The following is a 19,283-nucleotide window of genomic DNA, read 5'->3' on the forward strand; positions in this document are numbered from 1 at the left end:
GCTGTCTCCTTTCAATTGCCGTCGCCGATGGTCGAGCCACCGTCGACAATAAGATTCTGTCCGCTGATGAACGCTGCGCCTTCAGCCATGGCCGGTAGGCGCGTGCTGGTCAGCCACATGGCGCTGCGCAGAGAGCGACTGGCACCGGCTCGCCCGCCAAGGAAAATTTCGTTCATCGTGCACCTGCCACCGTCACCGCACGCCGGTGGCGCATCAAGGACAGGCACACAGGCGCCAGTAGCAGTTGTCCGATGGCGACCAGCAGCAGTGCATGCGGCAGTTGCGTAGCCACACCAGCGGTCAATGCCAGGACGATCAATGGACTGACGAACTCACCCGCGAAAATCGCCGAAGTGAACCCACCCGTGGCACGGCCGCGCTGATCGAAGCCAACCTGCTGCATCACCAGGGTGATCAGCGTCGGCAGCAACAGCCCAACACCCAGGCCGTTGATCAGCACCGCCAGCACCACTGGCGCGTGGCTGCTCGCCAGCGCCATCAGGCCGCCACCGAGCCCCGCCGTGGCAAAGCCCAAGGCCAGCAACCGCCCAGCCGGCAAGCGCGCCAGTAAGCGAAAAGCCAGTGCGCCGGCCAACACGCCGAGCTGGTTGGCGCCCATGGCCAGGCCGACCTGACGGGGCGCATCTATGTGCAGTAACTGCAGCACGTAACCGGCCTGTACCGGGACGATGAACAGGCTGACGCCAGCCAGCACGGTGAGCAGGTATAACGGCGTCAGGGCCGCCCATGGAAAACGCGAATCGACGGTGGCTTCGCTGGCGGTCTGGCAGGCACGCGGCTCCCACAACAGCAGGGCCATCAAGGGCAGGCACAGCGCACCCACCGCATAGAGGGTGAACGGTGTCCGCCAGTCGCTTTCCCCCAGCGCACCGCCCACGCCCATGAACAACGCCGCCGCCAACGAGGTGACCACCATCTGCAAAGCGAACAACCGCGCCCGGCGCTGGCCGTCGAAGTAGTCACCCATCAGCGTGGTGCAACAGGTCATGATGCCGGCTTCGGCCAAGCCGATGCCGGCGCGGCTGGCGACAATCAGCACCAGCGAGTCCAGCCACAACGGCAACAAACCGCACAGGCTGTAGAGCAACATGCTCGCCAGCAGCAGTGCTCGCCGCCCCACACGGTCTGCCAACACCCCGGCCAGCGGCGCCAACAAGGCTATCACCAGTGCCGGCAACGTCAGGGCCACCGGCACCAGCACGGCCACGCCCGGCGTCTCGGCAAAATGCGCGTGCATGCGGGGTAGCACCGGTGCGATGAGCACCGCCCCCAGGACGGGCAGGCAACTGCCGAACAGCAGCAAGGCAGCCTGGGCGCTTCCGGCGGTGCGTTCAGCGGCCATGGCTCACCTCCTCCAGTGGGCGAAAACTGGCGCCCTGCTCCAGCATCCCGCTGCTGTGCTCGCGCCTTGTGTGCTCATGCGCCGGCAATGTCAGCTGCTCGGTACAGGCCTTGCGGTGCGGCAACAGGAAGTAGGCCAACGCCGGCAGCAGGATCAATGCGCCGACCATGTTCCAGACGAACATGAATGCCAGCAGCACGCCCATGTCGGCCTGGAACTTGATCGGCGAGAAGATCCAGGTACCAACGCCGATGGCCAGGGTGATACCGGTGAGCATGACCACCTTGCCGGTGAACAGCAGCGCGCGGTAATACGCCTGGGACAGGCTCGCGCCTTGGCGCAGCTGGGCCAGCACGATGCTCATCACATACAGCGCGTAGTCCACGCCGATGCCGACCCCAAGGGCGATCACCGGCAGGGTCGCCACCTTCACGCCAATACCCAGCGCCACCATCAGCGCTTCGCAGAGGATCGAGGTGAGTACCAGTGGCAGCACCGCGCAGAGCACCGCGCGCCAGGAGCGGAAGGTCACCAGGCAGAGCACGATCACCGCGCCGTAGACCCACCAGAGCATGTCGCGGTTGGCCTGCTTGACCACCTGGTTGGTGGCAGCCTCGATGCCTGCACTGCCGGCAGCCATGAGGAAGCTGGCCTGCTCGCTGTCGTTGGCCTGGGCAAACGCCTGGACGCTGTCGACCACCCGCGCCAGGGTGTCGGCCTTGTGATCGTTCAGGTAGGCATAGAGCGTCAGCAGGCTGCAGTCGTCGTTGTACAGCCCGCGCGGGGCACCGGCGGTGACCATGTTCAGGGTCGCCTGGTTGTTGACCAGGTCATACCACTTCGGGCTGCCTTCGGAGAGGCCGACCAGCACCCGGCGGTTGAGCAACGCCAACGAGTTTGTCGAGTCCACGCCCTGCAGGCCACGCAGTTGCCAGTCGAGGTCATCCACGTGTTTCAAGGTGCCGTAGGCCGAACAGCCACCGGGGGCGGTGCGCACCATCACCGCGAACACATCGCTGCTGGCGCCGTAGTGCCGGGTGACGAAGGCATTGTCGCGGTTGTAGCGCGAATCGGCGCGCAGCTCGGGAGCGCCGGCGTCGAGGTCGCCGACCTTCAGGTGCAGGCTCACGGCGTAGCCCCCGGCAGCCATCAGCGCAGCGACGGCGATGCACGCCGCCGCCCAGCGCCGGCGGGTGAACAGGTCGAGGAAGCGCCACACCGCATGCTTGCCCGCTCCGCTGGCCTCGCCCTCTTCAGCGCGCAGGCTGCGCCGCGCCGCACGGGCACTGACGCCCACGTAGGAGAGCAGCACCGGCAGCAGAATCAGGTTGGTGAAGATCAGCACCGCCACGCCCAGGCTGGCGATGACGGCCAGGTCCTGGATCACCTGTATCTGAATGATCATGAGCACGGCAAAACCAACCGCATCGCATAGCAGCGCGGTGAGCCCGGCCAGAAATAACCGGCGGAAGGTGAACCGCGCTGCCACAAGGCGATGCATACCGCGGCCGATGTCCTGCATGATGCCGTTCATCTTCTGGGCGCCATGGCTCATGCCAATGGCGAACACCAGGAACGGTACCAGCACCGAATAGGGGTCGAGCGCGTAACCCAGCAGTGGCAGCAGGCCGAGCTGCCAGATCACTGCCACCAGCGAACACACCACCACCAGCGCGGTGCTGCGCACACAGCGGGTGTACCAGTACAGCACGGCGGCGGTGATGGCAATGGCGGCGGCAAAGAACAGCAGGATCTGCCGCAGGCCGTCCATGAGGTCGCCGACGACCTTGGCGAAACCGGTGATGTGGATCTCCACCCCCTGCGCCTGGAAGCGCTCGCGCAGGGTTTCCAGCTCATGGGCGAAGGCCGTGTAGTCGAGGGCCTGGCCGTCCGGGGTCTTCTCCAGCAGCGGCACGTAGACAATGCTCGAACGCTGGTCGAAGGCCACAAGTTGACCAATCTCGTTGGAGCGTTCCACGTTGCGCTTGAGCGCTTCCAGGCTAGCGGCAGCGCCATCGTAGCCGTCGGGCACCACCGGGCCACCTTCCAGGCCCTCCTCGGTGACTCCGGTCCAGCGGGTGGACGGCGTCCACAGCGACTTCATCGCCGCACGGTCGACGCCAGGCAGCAGGTATACCGCGTCGTTGAGCTGCTGCAGGCTGTGCAGGTAGTCCTTGTCGTAGATGCTACCGCGCGGATTGGCCACGGCGATGCGCACCGCGTTGCCCAGGCCGGCGAGTTCCTGGCGGTGCTCCAGATAGTTGTGGATGAACGGATGATCGCGCGGGATCATCTTCTCGAAGCTGGCATTGAGGGTCAGGCGCGAGGCCTGCCAGCCGAGCAGCAAGGTCGCCGCCAGGCACAGCAGCAACACCAGCACACGGTGGTTGAAGAGCGCACGTTCCAGCAGCGAGCCGGACGCGCTGTCGAAGTCGTCGAGATGGCCGCTGGAAGGCGCAGATGAATTCATGACGTGCATGGTTCAGTCCGTCGTGGTGGAAAGAGAGGAAGGTTCCAGGCGGCGCGCACCGGCCATGCCGACGGCGACGATGGAGCCATCGGCGGCGGTGGTAGCGGCGGTCAGTGGCAGGCCATCGGAGACCGCCACGGGCTGGGCGACAAAGGCGCCGAGGCCGCTGCGCAGGAGCATCCCTGCCTGGTTGGCGAGCAACAACTGGCCACCGGCGACGCGCAGGCCGTTGATCGATGCCGGGATCGGGTTGGCTAGCGCCTGGAAACTGTCGCCACCGTCGTCAGAGGCGAACAGCGAACCGCGCAGGCCGCCGAGCAGCAGACGGCCATCAGGCAACACGGTGGCGGCGAAGTAGCTGCCATCGTAGGGCCCGTGCAGCGCCTCGTAATGCTCACCGCCATCACGCGAGCGAAGCAGCAGGCCCTGCTCGCCGGCGATGTACACCTGGTTGCCTTGGCGCGCCAGGGCATACAGGTGCAGTCCACGCCCGTTCGGCAGTCGGCCGATCTCCGACTGCCAGCTGCGCCCGCCGTCGGCGGTGCGCATGGCCACCCCGTAGGCACCCACGACCAGGCCGTTGCGGGCATCGGTGAAATTCAGGGCCAACAACGGCTTGTCCGCGCCGTCGGCCAGCAGCCGTTGCGCCGCCGCCAGGCGACGCTCGTCTGCGGCAGCCTCGGCTGCCTGCACCTCCAGGGCGGCGGCGCGCTTGCCGTCGAGCTGCACGCTCCAGTGCTCACCACCGTCCTGGCTGTGCAAAACCACGCCGGCATGGCCGACCGCCCAGCCGTTGCGGGCGTCGATGAACTGCACGGCGGTCAGGCTGACACCCACCGGCACGGCAGTGGCCTGGCGCCAGGTGGCACCATTGTCATCGGACAGCAGTACCACGCCACGTTCACCCACCGCGACCAGGCGTGCATCGGCCCGGGCCACATCCTGCAACACCGCACGCAGGGCCTGGGGGCCGTGCAGCGCGGGCTGCGCGAGCACATCCACGCTGTCACCGGCGAACGCCGGCGGCAGCCCGCAACAGGCTGCCAGCAGCCAGCCGTAGAGCATCTTGTTCATCGCACGCAACCTTTTGTTCTTAGAGTCGGTACAGCACCTGCGCAGCGCGCCTGCTCAGCGCACACCCTCGCCGGCCATGGCGTCGGCGGTGAACACCGAGTCCTTGTAGGGCGGCACGATGCGGTACTGTTCGTTCTTGCCTGCGAACAGGTCACCGGCGAACCAGGCACCGGAGAGCAGGTCGTAGAAGCCGTTGGTCAAGGTCACCACGCCCGGCAGGTCAGGCAGCACCACCGGCGAGGTCCAGACCACCTTGGCCAACTGGTTGCGGGCGTCATAGCGCTCGCCCAGCACGGCAGCCCAGGTGTCTTCGTCGAGGTAGTAGGTGCTACGCGGCATCACATGGCGCTGGCCATTCTTCAGCGTCGCCTCCACCACCCACACACGGTGCAGCTCCCAGCGGATGGAGTCGGGGTTCAGGTGATGGGGGGCCAGCAGCGCCTCGGCGTTGCTGGCGGTGAACACCTTGTTGGCGTTGTAGGGGATGTACATCTCCTTCTTGCCCACCAGCTTCCAGTCGAAGCGGTCGAGACGACCGTTGAACACGTACAGCTCATCGAAGCTCATGACGCCGGCGGTGGCCGGTGTCGGCGTGTCGCAGCAGGCGTTGGGCAGGCGACGCACACGGCGCTGACCAGGCAAGTAGGTCCAGACCGCAGCTTTGTCGGCGTTGAGGTTCTCAAGGCCGGTAATGGCCTCCCCGGCACGCAGGGGCGGGCCGTCGTTGGTCATGCGGATGGACCAGAACACACCCTTGTCGCCACTGCCACCGGGCAGGTACCAGGGCATCTGCAAATCGGCCCGCGAGTCATTGGTGAGCACGTGCTTGCCGTCGGCAGTGGTCAGGTACTGGTTGAAGCTGGCATGCCAGGACGCACCACGCCAACGCAGCAGGTGGTTCCACATGGCTTCCACGCCATTGGCCGGGATCGGGAACGGGATGCCGCCGGATGCGCCTTCGGGCATGGGGCCGGCGGGGCCGTCCACCAGCTTGCCGCTGGTGGCGTTGGCGAGGGTAGCGTCGTACACCGACTGCGGAGCGGCAGCGCTGCGGCGCGTCGGGTAGACGTCGAGACGATAGCTGTGCGGGTACTTCTTCAGCATCGCCTGGATGCCCGGCGTCAGCTTGTCGGCATACTGCGCCATGTTCTGCGCGGTGATGCTCAACAGCCGCTTGTCGCTGGCGAACGGATCGCCACGCTTGCCGCCTTCCTTGTAGGCCGGGTCGGCCTGGATGTAGCCACCGGTCCAGGCAGGAATGCTGCCATCCGCATTGCCGGCCCGCTCGCCACCGAGCGGGGTCAGGCTGGTCTTGAGCATGGCCGCCTGCTCGGCGGGCACTGCGGCAACGGCGCCGTGGGCCAATAGCAGCGAGGCACTCAGGGCAGTGAGCAGGGAAACGACTTTATTATTGTGTTTCATCGGGTGGTCCTCGGTCAGAAGGTGCGGCTGACAGTGAAGGCGATGAAGTCGCGGTCTTTGAGCGACTGTTCGAAGGTGTAGTGGTTATCGGCGTCGAGGAAGGTGTTCTCCGGGCCGTAGTAGTGCGTGTAGGTCAGGCCCAAACTCCAGGTGTTGAGGTAGTTACCTTTCAGGCCGATGTTCAAGTCACCGCCATGATCGGTACCAAAACCGGTGCCCAGCGCCATCGACGCGCCGTTGGTGTAGCTCGCGCCGATCGGCACCGACAGGTCGAGACCCGGTAAGATCTGCCGGTACATCGGTTCGAACACCAGGCGCAGGCTGGTGGCGTCACGGTCGGCGTTAGGGTCAACGGCATCGGCGTTCTTGCTCACGCTCATCACCCGGTTCCAGGCGATTTCGCCGAGGAAGCTCGACTCGGCAGCGATGAAGTTCGGCTCCAGGCTGGCAAGCCAGGAGACGTTGGCGTGCAACGTGCGGCCGGTGGCGTAAACCGGGTTATCGTCATTGTCGATCGCCTCGCCCACGGCCAACGCATGCTGGCTGGTCGAGGCCAACGGCTGGTTCCAGCGCGTTGACAACTCACCGGCGAGGTTGAAGTTGCCAACGGTGGTGGAGAAGCTCGCACCGAACGCCTCGATACCCTCGGGATACACCCAGTAGAACTCGCCGGCCTTGCCGCTGACCGGGTCGAGGTTGGCGAAGTTCGGGCGTACATTGAGCTGCGGCGACTTGTCGTGGAAGCGGATGGCGTACAGGCCCCAGTCGACCGTCTCGGTGCGCCAGCGCACCTGCATGCCGCCCTGCCCTGAGTCCTTGGCTTGCTTGTCGTTGCCGTGGAAGAACGCCAGAGGTTGGCCACCGGGGAACACCGGCGCGCCGACGAACATGCGCTCGGCGCCATCACCGAAGAAGTCGTCTGTGGAGAAATAGCTGCCCGCTGCCGGCAGGCGGTTGGCCTCCCACTCGAACTGGTAATAGGCCCCCACCGACACATCCGGCGTCAGTTGGAGTTGTCCGGAAATCTGCTGTACCGGACGGATCAGTTCCTTGAACTGCGTGTTGGGTACCGACAGCCCCTTGACCACGTCCACCGGAGCCATGCCGCCAGCAATGCCGTTCATGCCAAAGAACAGGCTCTCGCCCCACTGCATGGCGTATTGACCCAAACGGCCGGACAGCGGCATGTCGCCGATCTCGGTCTTGCCGAAGATAAAGGCGTCGAGCAGCTCGCCCTTGCGTCCATGCAGCTTGCGCGTGTCGTCGGTGAACGCGTCGTAGTCGACCGAATAACTGTTGGCACGGCCAGGGTCGTTGTTGTCAGTCCCTTGGTTGTAGACATCGTCGTACCAGGCCGCGCCGCTGACCCGTGCGCCGACGTTGTTGTAAGTAATGTCCAGTTCCGACAGCAGGTCGAGGCGGTTGGAGATCAGGCCCTTGTCGAAGTTGCGGTCACCGTCGTCCAGGTTCAGCGCGGTCTGCCCTTGGGTGAGCTTGCTGCTCGCGTCCTGTGTACGCCAGGCGGCGCTGTATTTCAGGGTATTGTCCCAGCGCACCCGCAGGTCGGGGTTGCCGGTATCGAATTCGAAGGCCTGCGCCTGGCTTGCGGCCAGCGCGACAAGCGCCAGGCTGAGGGGCTTGAGCGCCGGTAACGGCCGTGTGAATGCACCTTTGCGAGTCAACATCGGGGTTTCCTCTTTCTTTTTATTGTGCGTCGGTGTTGGCATAGGGCCGGCGCGCCGACAAGGCAGGGCGTGCCGGGTACGGGGAGTCAGATCGGCTGCGCAGTGACCTCCAGCATGCGCTTGACCAGGCCGATGCGGTCGAAGGAAGGATCGCGCTGGATCTCCTTCACACCTGCCAGCAGGGACATTTCGCTGATGAACTTGCAGCGCTCGAAACGCCGGCCCATGAAACGCTGCAATTGCACGTCGAGGCTGCCACCCGCGGTGAGCTCCTCGGCGAGCACCACGGCGTCCTCAATGGCCATGCCAGCCCCCTGCCCCAGGTGTGGCGTGGTGGCATGGGCGGCATCCCCGATCAGCAGCACTCGACCGCAGTACCAGGGTTCGTCGACAAACACCGCTTCAAGCGGCTTGTAAACGACCCCGGCGTTGTCGACGATCTGCTCGCGCAATTCGCCGATCAGCCCGCCGAAACCGGCCAGGCGCTGGCGAAGGCCATCAGCCAAAGCGGCCGGTTCCATCCAGGGGTTGCCCGGCTCGTGGGAGGTGGTGAAGAGGTACATCAGGTCATCGGCCAGCGGAACCAGCCCCGCGTTGCCAGAGGGCCCTTGGTAGTTGGCAAGGTGGTCGATACCTGCCGCACGCGGGAAGTTGTAGCGCCACACCGACTGCCCGGTGAAACGCGGCTGATAACGATCACCGAACAGCACGCTGCGGACTTTCGAGAACAACCCGTCGGCGCCGACCATCAGACCGTAGCGCCCCTGGCTGCCATCGGTGAACAGCACGTCCACTGCGCTGTCGTCTTGCTCGAAACTTTCCACCGAGGTGCCCAGGCGCACCTGGGTGCCCAGTTCGATGGCAGTTTCGCTCAACACCTTGTGCAGGGCGCGGCGCGAGATACCCACATTGGCCGGATACTGCGGACCGGCCAGGCGCTGGCCAGGGATGCGCGCCAGTTGCTGCCCTTCGGTGGTATAGATGGCCACGTCCTCGAAGGAGTAGGCGGCATCAAGGTAGGCTTCGAGAAGGCCCAGCCGGTGCATCTCGCGCACCACATTGCTCTGTTGAATGATGCCGACGCCGTAGACGGTCCACTCGGTTTTCAGCTCGACCAGATCGACGGCGACGCCCTTGCGGCGCAAGGCGATGGCGGCACACAGCCCGCCAATTCCGCCGCCCACGATCAACACGTTGTTCACAGTATCCATGGCATGTCTCACGTTTTGTTCTTGTTGTGCGCCCCGTCATGCGGGGCGGCCGTTTCCTGTGCCTATGCACAGCTTCCCGCCTGCGCCGGTCCATGACCAATCGCGTCGCGGGATGCGACCTATCGCGCGGCGCGATAGGTCAGCGATCGAGCTGCTCCAGCGGCAATAGCAGCCAGCCGTCCGCTTCCTTGTGATCGAGTGCCTCCAAGGCTTCGCCTCGGCAGGGGCCGTGAACGCAAGTGCCGTCTTCGGGCATGAAGCGCGCACCGTGGGCGTAGCAGACGATCCACTGGCCATCGGCGCTCAAAAAGCGGTTCTTGCGGTACTCCAGGGGCACCATCAAATGCGGGCACAGGTTGCGGTAGACGCGTACCTGGCCCAGGTACCGCAGGGCGAACAGGCTGTCCGCGCCCCTGCCCTGTGGGTCGAAACCGCGCGCGTGACCCTCGCCCAGCTCATCGAGCCGGCACAGCTCCACCCACGCCATGTTTCAACCCTGCTTCGCAGGCGGGCCGCTGGGTGCCCATTTCTCCCGCGAGGCGAACAGGAACAGCTGCGAGTTGTCGGCCGACATCGGCGCCTGACGCGCCGCCCATGCGTCATCGTGCTTGTCCATGTCGGCGTCGTACTCGATGTGGCAGCCCAGCGGGCTGTTGAAGTACCAGAACCAGTTGGAACCCAGCAGGTGTCGGCCCGGGCCCCAGAAGCTGGTCCAGCCCTGCTGCTGGAAACGCGTACCGGCCAGCAGGACCTCGGTGCCGCTGCCCATATGGAAGGTGAAGTGCTCGCAACCCTGCATGTGGGGTGGGGTCTGGATCATGAACAGGCAGTGGTGATCATCCATGGCGGCGGTGCGCATGAACGGGCCGACGCCGATGAAGCTGTCAGTGGTGACGAAGCCCAGGCGATCGCGGTAGAACGCTTCACCCTTGGCCGCATCGGGTACGAAGTACACCACGTGGGACAAGGTGCGCGGCAACGCCGGCATGTCCGGGGCAATGCCGAGCTGGTTGATCGGGCGCTGCGGTGCGCTACCGGGGGCGTTGGTAAGGTCGGCCGGCGCGTCGAAGGGGCGACGGCAGGTCACCTGGAAGGCAATGGCAAAGCCCAGGTCGTCGAAGGTGTGCAACGCGCCGCTGGCGTCGCGCCGTACTTCGCGATCACGGCCCAGTTCGTCGGCGATGGCCGCCAGATCGGTGCTCGAAGCGACGCCGTAAACGGTCTCGCGCAGCGATGGGGTCGGCCCGAGCGCCGGCGGCAAGCCAGGGTCGTCGCCGCGGCGGATAATGATCGAGGTGCCGTCCAGCGCCTCGAAACGGCCACCGTCGCCGTCCAGTTGAACGGCATCGAGGCCATAGTCACGCAGGCAATCGGCACAGGCCTGGATATCGTCGACGCCAAACACCAGCGCGTCGAGACCAAGAATATTCATGGCTACCACTCCATTGAAATTGTTATTCGGCGAGGCAGGTCACCGGTAATGGGTCGCGGCGGCACGTCGGCCGTACGACTGGCGTGCAGGTTGCTCGGTGGCGGGGTGGCGTGACCAATCGCGAGTCAGAATGCGAGGCATCGGCAATCGCGATACCTGGGCCACAGCCCATGTGCTGTGGCGTTGGCTCGGTATCGTGGCTTGCAGGTCTTGACGTAGCGGCAATGCAGCGGGAAGGTATCGCGAAAATAACTACAAGAACCGAGAGCTATCACCATGCGCTTTCACCACCTGGACTTGAACCTGCTGGTTGCCCTGGACATCCTGCTCGAGGAGCAAAACATCACACGCGCCGCCGAGCGCCTGCACATGACTCAATCGGCCACCAGTGGAGTGCTGGGGCGTTTGCGAACGTTTTTCGAGGATGAGTTGCTGGTGCAGGTCGGCCGCAAGATGCAGCCCACCCCCTATGCTCTGGAACTGGCCAAACCGGTACGCGAGGTGCTACTGACCATTCGCGCCTCGATAACGGCCAAGCCGGTGTTCGATCCGGCCGCCAGCAAGCGACACTTCCGCCTGGTGACCTCGGACTACCTGATCAGTGTGGTATTCGCTCAGGTCATCCAGAAAATCCATCAGGAGGCGCCGCACATTACCTTCGAGATGATCGGCCCAGGCGACAGTAGCGCCGAATTGCTGATGCGAGGCGAGGTCGACATGATGATCGTGCCCGAGCGCTACCTCATCGAAGGCCATCCGGCGCAGCTGCTGTTCGAGGAAGATCATGTCTGCGTGGTGTGGCGCGAAAACCCCTTGGTGGGCGAGCATCTGACACTTGAGCAGTACATGCAGATGGGCCACATTTCGGTGGGCTTTGGCCGCAACCGCCACTTGAGCATCGAGGACTGGTTCATGAACCAGTACGGCTTCAATCGGCGGCTGGAAGTCATCACCAACGACTTCAACACCCTGCCCCAGTTGTTGGTGGGCACCGTGCGGATCGCTACCATGCACCGCCGACTGGCCGAACTCTATGCCGGCTACCTGCCGCTGCGCCTGTTGCCACCGCCAGTGAAGATCCCGGTTATGCGCGAATTCATGCTGTGGCACCGCAGCATGGACGGCGACCCCATGCACAGATGGCTGCGCGAGCGCATCAGCGATGTCATTCAGTGCGCCAGCACGCAGCCAGATGCTCTGCGCGCCACCGCCTGAGCGGCGGCCATCGCCCCAGACACCGCAACGGTGCTGGGGCATCGCGTTTCACGATACCTCGCATCCCTGATCACGATTGGCCCCACCCTGCCCTGCCTGCGTACCTTGCCTTCAAACCGCGCCCTGCCTGTCGCTCAAGTGGGCGCCGGACTCCACGACCGCAGAAGGACAACAAGAATGTTCCGTTACTTCCCCACCAATTACGTCTGGAACCTCTCGGTGGATCTGGCCATCGAAATGGGTGCCCGCATGGGTGAAATCGAGGAAATGTGCGCACCGCTGCAGGAGGCCGCCAAACAGCCCGACGCCGCCGGCACCCAGGCCTTCCGGGAAATATGGTCGACCATGGCCGACAAGCTGTGCGGCTTGGCCGAAGAAGACGAAACCGCCGGCCGACGCTTGTCCGCCGGCGAAAAATACAACCGCGCGGCCACCTACTACCTCACCTGCGAACGCTTGCAGGCCCACGGCGCGCCGGGTCGTGCAGCCTTGTATCAGCGCTTCCTCGACACCTTCGCCCGCGGCATCGATTTGGCCAAGGAGAACTGTGAGCGCGTAGAGATCCCGTATGAAGGCAAGCACCTCTCGGGGCTGCTGGTGCGCGCAGAAGGCGTGAGTGGCCCGGCACCGCTGCTGGTGCAAGTCAACGGGCTGGATTCGACCAAGGAAATGAAATACCGCGTTGGCCTGCCTGCTTGGCTGGCCAGGCGAGGCGTGTCGTCGCTGATTGTCGACCAGCCCGGCACCGGCGAAGCGCTTCGCCTCCACGGCATGACGGCACGCCATGACAGCGAACACTGGGCCAGCCGCATAGTGGACTGGCTGGAAACCCGTGCTGATGTCGATGCCAAGCGCATCGGCCTGGAAGGCGTTTCCCTGGGCGGCTACTACTGTCCGCGCGCAGTGGCGTTCGAACCGCGCTTTGCTTGCGGCGTGGTGTGGGGCGCCAACCACGACTGGCGCGACGTGCAGAAGCGTCGCCTGGAGAAGGAAGGCAACTTCCCGGTGCCACACTACTGGGCGCACGTGCAATGGGTCTGGGGGGCGAAGGACCTGGACGACTTCATGCGCATCGCCGAAAACGTACACCTCGACGGTGTCCTCGACCGTATCCACGTACCGTTTCTGGTCACCCACGGCGAGAAAGACTCGCAGATCCCGCTCAAATGGGCACACCGCACCTACGAGCAACTGGTCAACAGCCCGAAACGCGAACTGAAGATTTTCACTGACCGTGAAGGTGGCGTGCAGCATTCGAGCTTCGACAACAGCATCAATGCCGGGCACTACATCGCCGACTGGATCGCCGAAACCCTTGGCGGCCACACGGCCTGATCGGCGCTGCCGGCCCTGGCTCCGACGGCGCCGATTGGCGCCGTTCTCGTTTCTGCGCCAGAGAGCGCCAAGTATCGATGCCATCGATACCTGGCCATCAATAGCATCTGTTGGTGCTGGGCAGTCACCACGGCCTAGCCTTGCACCAACCTCACGATGAGAGAGCTCACCAATGAGTGCCCTGCACCTGCACTGCTCTACCCTGTTCGACGGTACTGGCCTGCACACCCGCCAACGACAGACATTGATCATCGAAGGCGGCGTGATCCGCCATGTCGGGCCATCCGCCGAGGCACCCCGTCCGCAACCCGGCGACCGTGAAGCCCACGGCCAGTTCGTCATGCCCGGGCTGGTGGACGTGCACACCCACCTGGCGTTTGGCAATGCCCAGAGCGAGGAAGACATCGACATCTGGACCAGCGACGAGTTTCGCGCCCTGCGGGGGCTGTTCTTCGCTCAGCACGTTCTGGCTGCCGGCGTGACGTCCATGGTCTGCCCTGGCGACAGTGGCCAACTCAGCATTGCCGTGCGCAATACGGTCAACGCCGGACTGTTCGAAGGCCCCCGTATCGCGGCAAGCAGCCGAGTGATCACCAATCGACAGAGCCTGAACGACTGGTTCCCCAGCCGCGTCGGCGCCCCTGAGTACTTCACCGCCGCGCTGGTCACCAGCCGTGACGATGCCATTGCCCAGATCCGCAAGCAGGCCAAGGACGGCGTGGACCTGATCAAGATCGCCATGGACGGCACCCACCGCCGCCCCAACGGCGAAATCATCGCCGCTTTCACCGCCGACGAGACCCGTGAGATGGTCTACGAAGCTCATCGCCTCGGCTGCCGGGTGGCTACCCACGCCTATGGCCGAGAAGCGGTGATGTACGCGGCCAAGGCCGGCGTCGACCTGGTGTTCCACGCCTTCTACATGGATGACGCCTGCATCGAGGCGCTGCTTGAGGCTGGCAGCGTGCTCGCTCCGACCATGACCTTCCCGCAGAACACCGTGGACTTCTGCCAGCCCCATGACCCCGCGATCAGCACCGGCTACGCCGCCTACTGCGCCCGGACCCTCGAGCTCGGCGCGCCGGTACTCAAGCGCGCCAAGGCCGCCGGCGTACCCTTCGCCTGCGGCAGCGACAGCGGCTTTGCAGTGACGCCCTATGGCGAATGGCACGCTCGCGAACTGGAGCTGCTGGTACGGCACCTGGACTTCACCCCGGCCGAAGCGTTATTCGCCGCAACCCATGTCGGCGCACGCTTGATGCCGCGCGGCGAGACGCTCGGCACCCTGGAACCGGGCAAACAGGCCGACCTGCTGGTGCTCGACGGTTCGCCCCTGGACGACATCCGCATCCTTCAAGACCGCGCTCGGCTGCAGGCGGTGTACAAGGCCGGCGAGCCGGTACGGCTGCAACGCACCGCCTACAACCCCAAGCAGGTGTCGGACTTCAATTCGCTGAAATGGACCGACCTCTACACCCGCGACCGCGTGTCCGAACTCGGCAAATGGAGCCTGTGAACATGACAACGCTCAACTTCGAACTGGCAGTGCAACTGGCCGTCGCGACCCTGCACCAGGCACGCGCTTTGAACCTCAAGCCTATGGCCGCAGCGGTGCTCGACAGCGCCGGCCACCCGTTGGCGGTGCTGCGCGATGAGCAGGCCAGCTTCCTGCGCCCGCAGATCGCCACCGGCAAGGCCCGCGGCTGCCTGGGCCTGGGCTTCGGCGGCCGCGAACTGGCGCGCCGCGCCCAGACCATGCCGGCCTTCTTCGATGCCATCAACAGCCTCACCGGTGGCGAGGTGATTCCGGTCGCCGGCGGCGTTCTTCTGCGCGATGCAGAAGGCCGCCTGCTGGGCGCCATCGGCGTCAGTGGCGATACCTCGGACAACGATGAGCGGTGCGCGCTGCTGGCCATCGAAGCGCTAGGGCTGATCGGCGACAGCGGCGATCTTCAGCCCTGAGCCAACGCCTTGGCCTGCTCCACCAGCAATTGGCGGAGCCAGGCCAAGGCGAGGTCGCTCGCCGGCTGCGGATCCCACTGGAGGACTTGGGATGCTGCTGACGCAGCAATGGCCGAGGCGAACGGCTCGCAGCCAGGACTTGATCCTGACCCGGTAAAGCTCCGTCTTGTGCCCAGGATTCTCTAGGGCCAACATAGGCGATCTTCAATAGATCATTGGCTAATGCATGACACTGGAAAATTACCAGGCAATCGCTGAAAGCATTGCCCTGCTGCTGTACCCCCACGCGGAAGTCGTCATTCATGAGATACGCGGCCAGACAATCGTTCATATCGCCAATAATTTCTCACATCGCAAGCTCGGCGATGATTCAGCACTCGGTTCAGAACTGGGTGACCTTTTGAAGGGTACCAACCTTGGTCCCTACGAGAAGCTCAACTGGAACGGTCAGAAGGTCCGCTCGATCAGTGCTGTGCTGCACAATTCGCAAGGCGAAGCCGAGTATCTGATGTGCATCAATCTGAACGTGTCGGTGCTGGAACAGGCGCGTGTGGCATTGGATGCGTTCTTCCAGATGAGTCGGCTGGAGCCGCAACCGGATGCGTTGTTCCGCAACGATTGGCAGGAGCGCATCAACACCTTCCTGCAAGCGTGGCTGCAAGCGCATAACCTGTCGCTGCAGACCTTGAAGATGAAAGACAAACGCAACCTTGTCCTGGCCTTGCATGCCGAGGGTGCATTCGAGGGGCGCAGCGGCGCCGATTACGTTGCCAACGTCCTCAGCATGGGGCGGGCCACCGTGTACAAATACCTGAAGGAAGTCAGGGCCTAGGCGGTATTGCCTGGCTGTAGGCACACGCCCTTGCTGCCGGTGGAATATTATTCTATTGTGGACAAACTATCCATACACCTGCAAGGACCCGTCATGCCAGCCACCCCGTCCGTTGATGCCCAGTTCCTTGATACATTGCACCAAAACATTCAGGACGCCCATGCGGCGCTCCGCCCGGCCGTCAGCATTACCCCGCTCTTGCACAGCCCTCGTTTGTCGGCACTGACCGGCTGTGAAGTGCTGCTCAAATGCGAACACCTGCAGCACACCGGTTCATTCAAGTTTCGCGGTGCCAGCAACAAGATGCGCCTGCTGCCGGCCGAGGCGCGCAAGCAGGGGGTGATAGCCGCCTCATCCGGTAACCACGGGCAGGCCCTGGCCCTGGCCGGCAAGATGGCGGGCGTGCCAGTGAAGGTCTACACCACCACGGGCGCATCGGCATACAAAACAGAGGCAATGCGCATGCTGGGCGCCGAAGTGGTCTGCCTGCCCACCGACCCGCTGAGTGCAGAGCTGGAAGCCGCCAGGCAAGCCAAGGCCCACGGCGTACCCTTCGTATCCCCCTACAACGACCTGCAAGTCATTGCCGGCCAGGGCACCATAGGCGTGGAGTTGTTCGAGCAGGCGCCAGACCTGGACGCGGTGTTCGTCGCCGTGGGCGGTGGCGGGATGATTTCCGGTATCGGCGCCGCCCTGCGCGTCCTCAAGCCGGGCACTGAGATCATCGGCTGCTGGCCGGCAAATGACCCAACGCTGCAGCAATCTCTCAAGGCCGGTGAGATCATCGAATTGGATGCCTGCGAAACGCTGTCGGACGGCACGGCTGGCGGCGTCGAGCCAGGCTCCATCACCTTCCCGCTTTGCCAGGCGCTGCTCACCGATACCGTGCTGGTCAGCGAGGACGAAATCCGCTGCGCCATGCGCGACATCGCCAGCAGTGAGCGCTGGATCATCGAAGGCGCTGCAGCGGTTGCGGTCGCCGGCATGCAGAAGCTCGCCGAACGCTATCAGGGCAAGCGTGTCGCGGTGATCCTGTGTGGCCGTAACATCCTGCTGGAGAAGTTCCTCGAGGCCGTTCAATGAAGGTCTTCAGCAAGGCGCAGATCATCGCCCGCTTCAACCCCGAGCTCGCGGTCAGCCAACTGGAGGAAGGCTTCATCGCCTACTCCGAAGGCAAGGTGCAGGTGCCGCCCGTGCAGCGCTTCGCATTCAAGGGCGCGAACGGTGACTGTTGCGTGAAGTCGGCCTACATCGAAGGCAGCCCGACCTTCACCGTCAAGCTTTCGACAGGCTTCTACGACAACCCGTCCAAGGGCCTGCCGAGCAATGATGGCTTGATGCTTGTGTTGTCTGCACACACCGGTCAGCCGCTGGCACTGCTGCAGGACCAAGGCTGGCTGACTGCCATGCGCACTGCATTGGCCGGGCGTATCGCTGCCCGGCTGCTGGCGCCGGCCCATGTCAGGGCCATTGGCATCCTCGGCACCGGCATGCAGGCGCAGATGCAGCTTGAGCAGCTTCGCGCGGTGACCGATTGTCGCCAGGTGATTGTCTGGGGCCGGCATGAACGCGGGCTTGCGGCCTATACGGCATTTGCCCGCGAGCTGGGCTTCGCAGTGCACAGCACGCAGGATGCTGCCGAGGTTGCGGGCGCGGCAAACCTGATCGTCTGCACCACGCCTTCTCGCCAGGCGCTGTTGCACAGCGATTGGGTCCAGCCGGGCACGCATATCACCGCCGTCGGTGCCGATGCGCCCGGCAAGCAGGAACTGGACCCGGCACTGGTGGCAAGAGCAGACCGTATCATCGTCGACGCCATCGCGCAGTGCAGCCAGTACGGCGAAGTGGCCCATGCCCTCGGCAGTGGCCAGATCGACGCTCACCAGCTGATCGAGCTGGGTACGCTGCTGGCTGGCCGTGCCAAGGGGCGTGAGCACGACAGCCAGATTACCTTGGCGGACCTGACCGGTGTGGCAGTGCAGGATGCACAAGTCGCAAGCTACGCCCTGGCAGCCCTGTGCACCTGAGGCGACAACAGCGTCAGCGCAAACGTTGCACCTGCGCTGGCGTGCGCTGCATCAGCACCTTGCCATTGCGTACCGACACCAACGCGTGCCCCTGGCTGCGCACCATCTCGTAATCATCCGGCGCCGACAGCAGCAACAGGTTCGCCGGCCGCCCTACCTCTATGCCATAGCGCTCGCCCAGGTTCAGGGTGCGGGCGCTGTTGTCGGTAATCAGGTCCAGGCAGCGCTGCAGGTCTTCATAGCCGAGCATGTGACAGATGTGCAGGCCGGCTTCGAGAATGCGCAGGATATTGCCATTGCCCAGTGGGTACCACGGGTCGACGATGGAGTCCTGGCCGAAGCACACGTTCATGCCGGCGCGGTCGATCTCGGCCACGCGGGTCACGCCACGACGTTTCGGGTAGTTGTCAAAGCGCCCTTGCAGGTGAATGCTCTCGGTCGGGCACGACACGAAGTTGATGCCCGACAGCTTGAGCAGGCGGAACAGCTTGTAGCAATACGCATTGTCATACGAGCCCATGGCCACGGTGTGGCTGGCCGTGACCCGGGCCCCCATGCCGCGTACCCGCGCTTCTTCGGCCAACACTTCGAGGAAGCGTGATTGCGGGTCGTCGGTCTCGTCGCAGTGCACGTCCACCAGGCAGCCGGTGCGCTCGGCCAGGTCCATCAGGAACTTCACCGACGATACCCCCTGGTCGCGGGTATTTTCGAAATGCGGGATGCCGCCGACGACGTCGGCGCCAATCGCCACGGCTTCAGTCATCAGCGCCCGGCCGTTGGCGTACGACTCGATGCCCTCCTGCGGGAAGGCGACAATCTGCAGGTCGATCAGCTCACGCACTTCGTCACGCACCTCGACCATGGCCTTGAGCGCGGTGAGTTTCGGGTCGGTCACATCGACATGGGTGCGCACATGCTGGATACCGTGGTCCACCAGCATGCCGATGGTTTTTTTCGCACGGGTCTTGATGTCGTCGTGGGTGGTGATTTCCTTGCGCTCCGACCAGCGCTCGATGCCTTCGAACAACGTGCCGCTCATGTTCCACTTCGGCTCACCTGCGGTCAGCGTGGCATCTAGGTGAATGTGCGGCTCGACAAAGGGCGCGACCACCAGGTTTTGCCCGGCGTCCAGGTCATTGCCCGTAGCGGGCGCCACGACGTCGGTCTGGGGCACGATGGCGGCAATGCGCTCGCCGTTCAGTTCGACGCGGAACAGGCCAGGCTTGCCGCGCAGGCGTGCGTTGATGATGTTCAT

17 protein-coding genes are annotated in these 19,283 nt (G+C 64.3%); 7 read left to right on the forward strand and 10 right to left on the reverse strand.

Annotated features, from left to right (window positions below; genetic code table 11):
• Positions 1–11 precede the first annotated feature (11 nt).
• The 9 genes from LMH93_RS13925 to LMH93_RS13965 form a co-directional block, all read right to left on the reverse strand.
• On the reverse strand, positions 12–176 hold the full coding sequence (locus tag LMH93_RS13925) for a hypothetical protein (protein ID WP_014862036.1): 165 nt from the start codon (positions 174–176) through the stop codon (positions 12–14).
• The gene (locus tag LMH93_RS13930; RefSeq protein WP_014862037.1) at positions 173–1,363 is read right to left on the reverse strand and encodes an MFS transporter; all 1,191 of its coding nucleotides are present in this window, start codon (positions 1,361–1,363) and stop codon (positions 173–175) included. Before LMH93_RS13930 ends, LMH93_RS13925 begins: the two co-directional genes overlap by 4 nt.
• Positions 1,353–3,842: an efflux RND transporter permease subunit gene (locus LMH93_RS13935; RefSeq protein ID WP_121783510.1), complete on the reverse strand. Its 2,490-nt coding sequence runs from the start codon at positions 3,840–3,842 to the stop codon at positions 1,353–1,355. Before LMH93_RS13935 ends, LMH93_RS13930 begins: the two co-directional genes overlap by 11 nt.
• A gap of 3 nt (positions 3,843–3,845) precedes the next feature.
• Complete coding sequence (locus LMH93_RS13940) at positions 3,846–4,907, reverse strand: WD40/YVTN/BNR-like repeat-containing protein (protein ID WP_230064269.1); 1,062 nt, start codon at positions 4,905–4,907, stop codon at positions 3,846–3,848.
• A gap of 54 nt (positions 4,908–4,961) precedes the next feature.
• Complete coding sequence (locus LMH93_RS13945; RefSeq protein ID WP_230064270.1) at positions 4,962–6,329, reverse strand: DUF1329 domain-containing protein; 1,368 nt, start codon at positions 6,327–6,329, stop codon at positions 4,962–4,964.
• Between the two features lie 14 nt (positions 6,330–6,343).
• Positions 6,344–8,014, reverse strand: a complete 1,671-nt coding sequence (locus LMH93_RS13950) for a DUF1302 domain-containing protein (protein ID WP_230064271.1) — start codon at positions 8,012–8,014, stop codon at positions 6,344–6,346.
• Positions 8,015–8,100: 86 nt separating this feature from the next.
• Complete coding sequence (locus tag LMH93_RS13955) at positions 8,101–9,225, reverse strand: FAD-dependent oxidoreductase (RefSeq protein ID WP_230064272.1); 1,125 nt, start codon at positions 9,223–9,225, stop codon at positions 8,101–8,103.
• 139 nt (positions 9,226–9,364) lie between these two features.
• Entirely contained in the window at positions 9,365–9,712 is a 348-nt protein-coding gene (locus tag LMH93_RS13960) for a Rieske (2Fe-2S) protein (RefSeq protein WP_128573762.1), read from the reverse strand.
• 3 nt (positions 9,713–9,715) lie between these two features.
• Positions 9,716–10,657, reverse strand: coding sequence for a VOC family protein (locus tag LMH93_RS13965; protein ID WP_010954082.1), 942 nt, complete (start codon positions 10,655–10,657; stop codon positions 9,716–9,718).
• Positions 10,658–10,933: 276 nt separating this feature from the next.
• Between LMH93_RS13965 and LMH93_RS13970 the strand changes: the two genes are divergently transcribed.
• The 7 genes from LMH93_RS13970 (at position 10,934) to LMH93_RS14000 (ending at position 18,028) form a co-directional block, all read left to right on the forward strand.
• On the forward strand, positions 10,934–11,872 hold the full coding sequence (locus tag LMH93_RS13970; protein ID WP_230064273.1) for a LysR family transcriptional regulator: 939 nt from the start codon (positions 10,934–10,936) through the stop codon (positions 11,870–11,872).
• Positions 11,873–12,049: 177 nt separating this feature from the next.
• Positions 12,050–13,207: an alpha/beta hydrolase family protein gene (locus LMH93_RS13975; RefSeq protein ID WP_014861071.1), complete on the forward strand. Its 1,158-nt coding sequence runs from the start codon at positions 12,050–12,052 to the stop codon at positions 13,205–13,207.
• A 172-nt stretch (positions 13,208–13,379) separates the two neighbouring features.
• A complete protein-coding gene (locus tag LMH93_RS13980) occupies positions 13,380–14,723 on the forward strand; it encodes a metal-dependent hydrolase family protein (protein WP_014861072.1) in 1,344 nt (447 codons plus the stop codon).
• Positions 14,724–14,725: 2 nt separating this feature from the next.
• Positions 14,726–15,169 (forward strand): GlcG/HbpS family heme-binding protein, encoded by a 444-nt coding sequence (locus LMH93_RS13985; RefSeq protein WP_049587911.1) that lies wholly within the window; start codon positions 14,726–14,728, stop codon positions 15,167–15,169.
• A gap of 226 nt (positions 15,170–15,395) precedes the next feature.
• Positions 15,396–16,001, forward strand: a complete 606-nt coding sequence (locus LMH93_RS13990; protein ID WP_004374393.1) for a helix-turn-helix transcriptional regulator — start codon at positions 15,396–15,398, stop codon at positions 15,999–16,001.
• A 93-nt stretch (positions 16,002–16,094) separates the two neighbouring features.
• Positions 16,095–17,084, forward strand: a complete 990-nt coding sequence (locus tag LMH93_RS13995) for a threonine/serine dehydratase (protein WP_004374391.1) — start codon at positions 16,095–16,097, stop codon at positions 17,082–17,084.
• On the forward strand, positions 17,081–18,028 hold the full coding sequence (locus LMH93_RS14000) for an ornithine cyclodeaminase family protein (protein WP_230064274.1): 948 nt from the start codon (positions 17,081–17,083) through the stop codon (positions 18,026–18,028). The genes LMH93_RS13995 and LMH93_RS14000 overlap by 4 nt, the downstream gene beginning before the upstream one ends.
• A gap of 13 nt (positions 18,029–18,041) precedes the next feature.
• Here LMH93_RS14000 and codA read toward each other — a convergent pair whose 3' ends face one another.
• A complete protein-coding gene (gene codA / locus LMH93_RS14005; RefSeq protein WP_004374387.1) occupies positions 18,042–19,283 on the reverse strand; it encodes a cytosine deaminase in 1,242 nt (413 codons plus the stop codon).

The organism is Pseudomonas sp. CIP-10 (assembly GCF_020911845.1).
GTDB classification, from domain to species: Bacteria; Pseudomonadota; Gammaproteobacteria; order Pseudomonadales; family Pseudomonadaceae; genus Aquipseudomonas; species Aquipseudomonas alloputida.

Bases quoted from the DNA above. Each gene is read 5' to 3' on its own strand.
- LMH93_RS13925 (WP_014862036.1), bottom strand. From the start codon at position 176: ATGAACGAAATTTTCCTTGGCGGGCGAGCCGGTGCCAGTCGCTCTCTG.
- LMH93_RS13930 (WP_014862037.1), bottom strand. From the start codon at position 1,363: ATGGCCGCTGAACGCACCGCCGGAAGCGCCCAGGCTGCCTTGCTGCTG.
- LMH93_RS13935 (WP_121783510.1), bottom strand. From the start codon at position 3,842: ATGCACGTCATGAATTCATCTGCGCCTTCCAGCGGCCATCTCGACGAC.
- LMH93_RS13940 (WP_230064269.1), bottom strand. From the start codon at position 4,907: ATGAACAAGATGCTCTACGGCTGGCTGCTGGCAGCCTGTTGCGGGCTG.
- LMH93_RS13945 (WP_230064270.1), bottom strand. From the start codon at position 6,329: ATGAAACACAATAATAAAGTCGTTTCCCTGCTCACTGCCCTGAGTGCC.
- LMH93_RS13950 (WP_230064271.1), bottom strand. From the start codon at position 8,014: ATGTTGACTCGCAAAGGTGCATTCACACGGCCGTTACCGGCGCTCAAG.
- LMH93_RS13955 (WP_230064272.1), bottom strand. From the start codon at position 9,225: ATGGATACTGTGAACAACGTGTTGATCGTGGGCGGCGGAATTGGCGGG.
- LMH93_RS13960 (WP_128573762.1), bottom strand. From the start codon at position 9,712: ATGGCGTGGGTGGAGCTGTGCCGGCTCGATGAGCTGGGCGAGGGTCAC.
- LMH93_RS13965 (WP_010954082.1), bottom strand. From the start codon at position 10,657: ATGAATATTCTTGGTCTCGACGCGCTGGTGTTTGGCGTCGACGATATC.
- LMH93_RS13970 (WP_230064273.1), top strand. From the start codon at position 10,934: ATGCGCTTTCACCACCTGGACTTGAACCTGCTGGTTGCCCTGGACATC.
- LMH93_RS13975 (WP_014861071.1), top strand. From the start codon at position 12,050: ATGTTCCGTTACTTCCCCACCAATTACGTCTGGAACCTCTCGGTGGAT.
- LMH93_RS13980 (WP_014861072.1), top strand. From the start codon at position 13,380: ATGAGTGCCCTGCACCTGCACTGCTCTACCCTGTTCGACGGTACTGGC.
- LMH93_RS13985 (WP_049587911.1), top strand. From the start codon at position 14,726: ATGACAACGCTCAACTTCGAACTGGCAGTGCAACTGGCCGTCGCGACC.
- LMH93_RS13990 (WP_004374393.1), top strand. From the start codon at position 15,396: ATGACACTGGAAAATTACCAGGCAATCGCTGAAAGCATTGCCCTGCTG.
- LMH93_RS13995 (WP_004374391.1), top strand. From the start codon at position 16,095: ATGCCAGCCACCCCGTCCGTTGATGCCCAGTTCCTTGATACATTGCAC.
- LMH93_RS14000 (WP_230064274.1), top strand. From the start codon at position 17,081: ATGAAGGTCTTCAGCAAGGCGCAGATCATCGCCCGCTTCAACCCCGAG.
- codA (WP_004374387.1), bottom strand. From the start codon at position 19,283: ATGAACATCATCAACGCACGCCTGCGCGGCAAGCCTGGCCTGTTCCGC.